This is a genomic window from Clostridium aquiflavi (assembly GCF_031344075.1).
GTDB lineage: Bacteria > Bacillota > Clostridia > Clostridiales > Clostridiaceae > Clostridium > Clostridium aquiflavi.
Window position 1 is genome coordinate 1 of record NZ_JAVJAN010000075.1, and the last position, 6,317, is coordinate 6,317.

At 29.7% G+C, this 6,317-nt stretch carries 5 protein-coding genes; all 5 read right to left on the minus strand.

Annotated features, from left to right (window positions below; all coding sequences use genetic code 11):
- Nucleotides 1-127 precede the first annotated feature (127 nt).
- Entirely contained in the window at nucleotides 128-874 is a 747-nt protein-coding gene (gene tpiA / locus RGC78_RS15715) for a triose-phosphate isomerase (RefSeq protein WP_003371300.1), read from the minus strand.
- Between the two features lie 121 nt (nucleotides 875-995).
- Nucleotides 996-2,186 carry a phosphoglycerate kinase gene (locus tag RGC78_RS15720; protein WP_252211947.1) on the minus strand — a complete coding sequence of 397 codons (1,191 nt, stop codon included), beginning with the start codon at nucleotides 2,184-2,186 and terminating at the stop codon, nucleotides 996-998.
- A 116-nt stretch (nucleotides 2,187-2,302) separates the two neighbouring features.
- Entirely contained in the window at nucleotides 2,303-3,319 is a 1,017-nt protein-coding gene (gene gap / locus RGC78_RS15725) for a type I glyceraldehyde-3-phosphate dehydrogenase (protein ID WP_252211945.1), read from the minus strand.
- A gap of 72 nt (nucleotides 3,320-3,391) precedes the next feature.
- Complete coding sequence (locus RGC78_RS15730; protein ID WP_252211943.1) at nucleotides 3,392-4,423, minus strand: sugar-binding transcriptional regulator; 1,032 nt, start codon at nucleotides 4,421-4,423, stop codon at nucleotides 3,392-3,394.
- A 240-nt stretch (nucleotides 4,424-4,663) separates the two neighbouring features.
- Nucleotides 4,664-6,046 carry an RNA polymerase factor sigma-54 gene (rpoN, locus tag RGC78_RS15735; protein ID WP_252211941.1) on the minus strand — a complete coding sequence of 461 codons (1,383 nt, stop codon included), beginning with the start codon at nucleotides 6,044-6,046 and terminating at the stop codon, nucleotides 4,664-4,666.
- Nucleotides 6,047-6,317 lie beyond the last annotated feature (271 nt).

Consider the following 6,317-nt stretch of genomic DNA (forward strand, 5'->3'; position numbering starts at 1 on the left):
AGCTTTATTTTAGTGTTCTTAAAGTAAATTCCTCTGTCCATGAGCTTTATACTACAATATCAACACTGTTTTAAAACATAGCCTAAAAACAAAAAAGGCTATGATTAAATCATAGCCTTTATTGTTTTTAGTAGTTAACTATTCCAGAAAAATCTTCTGCTTTTAAGCTAGCTCCACCAACTAATGCTCCATCTATATCAGACATAGCCATTTGTTCAGTGATTGTGTTTGGTTTAACTGATCCACCGTATTGAATTCTTACTTTATCAGCAACTTCTTTACCGTACATTTCTACTACAACGTTTCTGATTGCTAATATTGTTTCATTAGCTTGTTCCTTAGTAGCAGTTTTACCAGTTCCAATAGCCCAGATTGGTTCATAAGCTATAACAACTTTTTCAGCTTGTTCTTTAGTTAATCCAGCAATATCAACTTTAATTTGGCAAGCGATAAAGTTATTAGTAACTCCGCTTTCTCTTTGTTCTAAAGTTTCTCCACAACAAACTATTGGAGTAATATTGTGAGCAAATGCTGCTTTAACCTTTTTGTTTATTGCTTCATCAGTTTCATTGAAGTATTCTCTTCTTTCACTGTGTCCTAAAACAACATATTCAATTCCCATAGCTTCTAACATTCCTGGAGCAACTTCTCCTGTGAATGCGCCACTTTCTTCAAAGTGCATGTTTTGAGCTGCAACTTTTATGTTTGATCCAGCTGTTGCTTTTTTAACAGCATCTAAACATACAAATGTAGGACATACAACTACATCACAAGTAGCATCCTTAACTAATGGTTTTAATTCTTCTACAACTTTAACTGCTTCATCAACAGTTTTATTCATTTTCCAATTTCCTGCAATAATTGCTTTTCTCATCGTTTTCACCTCATAATAAATTATAATAAAACATAAAGTTTTAAATTTCTATAATAACTAATTCTACATAGTAAGGTAAAACTCCTTTAAGAAGTTTTACCATTTATCAACTTATTTAATATTAGTCGTTTAATGCAGATATACCAGGTAACACTTTACCTTCTAAGAATTCAAGTGATGCTCCACCACCAGTTGAGATATGAGTCATCTTATCTCCGAATCCTAATATGTTAACAGCAGCTGCTGAATCTCCACCACCAATTATAGTAGTTGCATTTGAATCCGCCATTGCTTTAGCTACTGCAATAGTTCCTTTATTGAAGTTTTCAAATTCGAATACTCCCATTGGTCCATTCCAAATTACAGTCTTAGCATCTTTAATAGCATCAGCATATAATGTTTCTGTCTTTGGTCCAATATCTAATCCCATGTTTCCAGCTGGAATGTTTTGATCTTCTGTTACTGTAGCTTCAACATCTTTGAATTCTGCAGCAACTCTATGATCTACTGGTAATAAGAATTTAACACCTTTTTCTTCTGCTTTAGCTATCATTTCTTTAGCATAGTCAAGTCTATCTTCTTCAACTAATGAAGTTCCGATTTCATATCCTTGAGCTTTTAAGAATGTATAAGCCATTCCTCCACCGATTATAATAGTATCAACCTTATCTAAAAGATTGTTGATAACAGCTATTTTATCAGAAACCTTAGCTCCACCTAATATAGCAACGAAAGGTTTTTCTGGAGTTTCAACTGCATTTCCTAAGAACTTTAATTCTTTTTGAATTAAGTATCCACATACAGCAGTATCAATATAATCAGTTACACCAACTGTTGAACAGTGAGCTCTGTGAGCAGTACCAAATGCATCATTAACAAAAATTTCAGCAAGTGATGCTAATTCTTTAGAGAATTCTTCACCATTCTTAGTTTCTTCTTTTCTATATCTAGTATTTTCAAGTAATACTACATCTCCATCTTTCATTTCAGCAACTGCTGCTTTAGCATTTTCGCCTACAACATTGTTATCTGGAGCGAATTTAACTTCTTTTCCAAGCATTTCACTTAATCTTTTAGCAACTGGTGCTAAAGTTAATTCTGGTTTTGGTTCTCCCTTTGGTTTACCCATATGTGAGCAAAGTATAACTTTTGCTCCATTATCAACTAAGTACTTTATTGTAGGAAGAGCTCCGTTTAATCTGTTTTCATCAGTTATAACACCATCTTTTAATGGTACATTAAAATCACATCTAACTAAGACTTTTTTTCCTTTTACTTGAATATCTTCAATTGTCTTTTTGTTAAAATTCATCTTGTTCACCTCTAATTATTAAATTTTTCAATATTTTAAAATAGTCTGGCCTTATAGCCTTATACTACAAAACCAGACTTATTTATAATTTTAATTACTTTAACTAAAAGCTCAAATTACTTTAAGAATTTAGCGAAGTATTTGATTGTTCTAACCATTTGGCTAGTGTATGAATTTTCGTTGTCATACCATGAAACAACTTGAACTTGGTATGTGTCTTCATCAACTTTAGCTACCATAGTTTGAGTTGCATCAAATAATGATCCAAATCTGATTCCTACGATATCAGAAGATACTAATTCTTCTTCAGTGTATCCAAATGATTCGTTAGAAGCAGCTTTCATAGCAGCATTTACGCTTTCAACTGTAATGTCTTTTCCTTTAACTACAGCAACTAAGATTGTAGTTGAACCAGTTGGAACTGGAACTCTTTGTGCAGATCCAATTAACTTACCGTTTAATTCTGGGATAACTAATCCGATAGCTTTAGCAGCACCAGTTGAGTTAGGAACGATATTTACAGCAGCAGCTCTTGCTCTTCTGAAATCTCCCTTTCTGTGTGGTCCGTCTAATACCATTTGGTCTCCAGTGTAAGCATGGATAGTTGACATAATACCAGTTTGAATTGGTGCTAAGTTATTAAGTGCTTGAGCCATTGGAGCTAAACAGTTAGTTGTACAAGAAGCTGCAGATATTATGTTATCTTCAGCAGTTAAGATATCTTGGTTAACGTTGAATACAACTGTTGGAAGGTCGTTTCCAGCTGGAGCTGATATAACAACTTTCTTAGCACCTGCATCAATATGAGCTTGAGATTTAGCTTTTGATACATAGAATCCAGTACATTCAAGTACTACATCTACACCAAGATCTCCCCAAGGAAGTTTTGAAGCATCAGCTTCAGCATAGATTTTGATTTCTTTTCCGTTAACAACGATTCCGTCTTCTTTAACTTCTACAGATTCTTCGTATCTACCTTGTGATGAATCATATTTTAATAAGTGAGCTAACATTTTAGGATCTGTTAAGTCGTTGATTGCAACCACTTCATATCCTTCTGCTCCAAACATTTGTCTAAATGCAAGACGTCCAATACGTCCAAAACCATTAATTGCTACTTTTACATTTGCCATTAAAATTACCTCCTAAAATAATGCTTTTTATAAAAAATAAATTTTACAAACTAAATTAATTTTATACATAAATTAACGATTTAATGTTTCTAGTATTTTTTTACCAGTTTCTTCGTCTGTGACTAAGATACCATTAATATCATTAAATTCTGTCGATATTATTGAATCTATTTTATTCTTTCCACCTGCTACTGCAATATGTGTTTTTATTTTTCTTGCTTCATTAATTTTTATTCCAATTGAGGTAGCTTCTGATATAATTTGGGATTTTTTGGTAAAGTAACATCCAAATGCTTCCCCAACCGCACCACTGTCTATAAGATTTTGGATTTTCGTTTCCGAAACCCCTCTTTTTTTAGCCATTTGTACAGCATTACCTATTCCATACATCAGTATATCAGCTTTATGTAAAGTATCTACTACTGTTTTTATTTCTTCTTCTTTAAGTAATGTATCTAATACATCTAAACTTAAATTTTCTGAAACATGTAACATTTTATAACTACCATTTAGCTTTTTTGCTAATAAAGCGGCTAAGGTATTGGCTTGAGTTTCTACATTCTTTCCTACTCCACCTCTTGCAGGTACTACTTGAATATTAGATAAATTATTTATTTTAGGAAATTCTTCTACCACTGCTTTTAATGTGCTTCCACCAGTTAATGCAATTATATCATTGCTAACTAATACATTTTTCACATAATGAGCACAAGCTTTTCCTAAATCTTTTAAAATTGAAGGATTATTATCTAAATCTCCCGGAACTATAATTACTTTCTTTAAATTAAGACTTTTTCTTAATTCTTCTTCTAGTTCTGAAAGTCCTTTTATTTCATGAATAAAATCCTTTAATTTATTTAGTATATTTTCACCTTCTTCAGTGACAGTCATTCCTGGAGTATTTATTTCTATTAAACCCTGCGAGCTCAAAAAACTTACTTCATTTCTTACCACTCTCTCACCAATCTTCAATTCATTGGCAAGAACTCTTCTACCTATTGGTTGATTATAGTATATAGTTCTCAGTACATTGTATCTCTTTTCTAATGTTTCAACAAGTTCAGGAACTATTTTTTTCTGTAACTCTAATATTTCATGCAACATAAACACTCCCTTGGTCTTTATGCGTCCCATGCACTTAAATCATGTCCCACAAATATTATTATAAAACACCTTATGAAATTTTTAAAGGCTTTAATTGAATTTTTTTTATATATTTTAAAAGTTGATTATATTAATAGTGAATTTTTAACACTTTTAAATATATTAAACATATAAATACTTAATTAATACTTAGAGATTAAATTTATCTTTCATAATCTCTAAATATTAATTCTTTAATACTTAGATTCTCTTTCTTTTTGATGAAGATTTAATGCCTAATTCTTCTCTATATTTTGCCACAGTTCTTCTAGAAATATTTATATTTTCTTTATTTAATATTTCAGAAATAATTTGATCTGAAAAAGGTTTGGATTTATTCTCTTTTTCTATTATCTTTTTTATTTCATTTTTTATCGTATTTGTAGCTATATCTCCTTCATTACTTAAAGAAAATCCACTCTCAAACAATGCTTTTATCTTTATTGTTCCATAACTAGTAAGCACATATTTATCTTTTATAGCTCTGCTTACTGTAGATTCATGCATTCCTATGTCTTCCGCAACTTCTTTTAAAGTTAAAGGTTTTATATAATCATAACCTTTATCAAAAAACTCTTTTTGTTTATTTAATAAACATTTTAAAACATTATATAAAGTGCTTTTTCTTTGTTCAATAGACTTTATTAGAAACATTGCTTTATTAATTTTTTCTTTAACATAACACACAGTTTCCTCATCTATATTTTTTTCTAAAACATTTTTATAAGTTTTATTTATAGTAAGTTTAGGTAATACGTTGTCATTCATTATAATGAAATATTCTTTTTCTATTTTTTTAATTTCAGCATCTGGTATTATATAACTTACTTGTTCTCCTGTATAAAATCCCCTAGATGGTTTTGGCTCTAATTTTTTAATTAAATCTCCATATCTTTGAGCTTCTTTAGGATTTATTCTTAAATCTTCACCTACAAGCTTATATTTATTATCTGCTATATTTCCTAAATGATTCTTTATTATTTTTTCCATAATATCATCTAATATACTTAATTTTTTGCTTTGAATCATTAGACACTCTTCTATATTCCTAGCACCTATACCATATGGCTCCAAATCTTGTACAATTTTTAATGCTTGTTCTACTTTAGTTTGACTTATATTAAGTTCATTGCTTATTTGAGTTGTTGATATTTCCAAATAACCTCTATTATCTAAGGATTCTATGATATATTTTGATACTACTACTAAATATGGATCAATATTTAGTTCAATTAATTGTTCTTGTAAAAACTCATTTAAAGATTTGCTCTTTTCAATATAATTCCAAGGTGTAGAATCTATTTCTTTATTATTTACATAATTATTATCAACTTCATTCTTATAATTATTAGATTCTAATTCCTTTATTAAATTTTTGTAATCATATTTATCTTTTGAAGTATTATTTTCTATGCCTTTATCTAGTTCATTAATTTCTAATATTGGATTTTCAGCATATTCATTATCGATAAACTCTCTTAAGTCATGCATAGACATTTGCAAAAGTTTTATCGACTGTTGCATACTTTGAGTTAATACAAGTTTTTGATCCTGGGTAATTTTCATACCATAATCTAATTTCATAAGCATCCTCTTTTCTTATACCATTATAATAAAATTATTGAAACCCTTTTCTGAATATTGCTATTTTTATGCATATTGCTCTATAAATAGTATACTCTGATTTTGTTAATTAAAGCAAGTCATCTAAATATACACTATAAAGTATATTATAAAATAAAAATTTAATGATAAAGCTCTGTTTTAAATATGTGTTGATATATGCAATAGGTAAAGTGGCATTGTAATTGGACTTTGAGAATTCTCAATGAGTATTGTCACATTTACTGCTTGT

What these genes read in the sequence shown, in the direction of transcription:
- RGC78_RS15730 (WP_252211943.1), bottom strand. Translation starts at nt 4,423, where the DNA reads ATGTTGCATGAAATATTAGAGTTACAGAAAAAAATAGTTCCTGAACTT.
- gap (WP_252211945.1), bottom strand. Translation starts at nt 3,319, where the DNA reads ATGGCAAATGTAAAAGTAGCAATTAATGGTTTTGGACGTATTGGACGT.
- rpoN (WP_252211941.1), bottom strand. Translation starts at nt 6,046, where the DNA reads ATGAAATTAGATTATGGTATGAAAATTACCCAGGATCAAAAACTTGTA.
- RGC78_RS15720 (WP_252211947.1), bottom strand. Translation starts at nt 2,186, where the DNA reads ATGAATTTTAACAAAAAGACAATTGAAGATATTCAAGTAAAAGGAAAA.
- tpiA (WP_003371300.1), bottom strand. Translation starts at nt 874, where the DNA reads ATGAGAAAAGCAATTATTGCAGGAAATTGGAAAATGAATAAAACTGTT.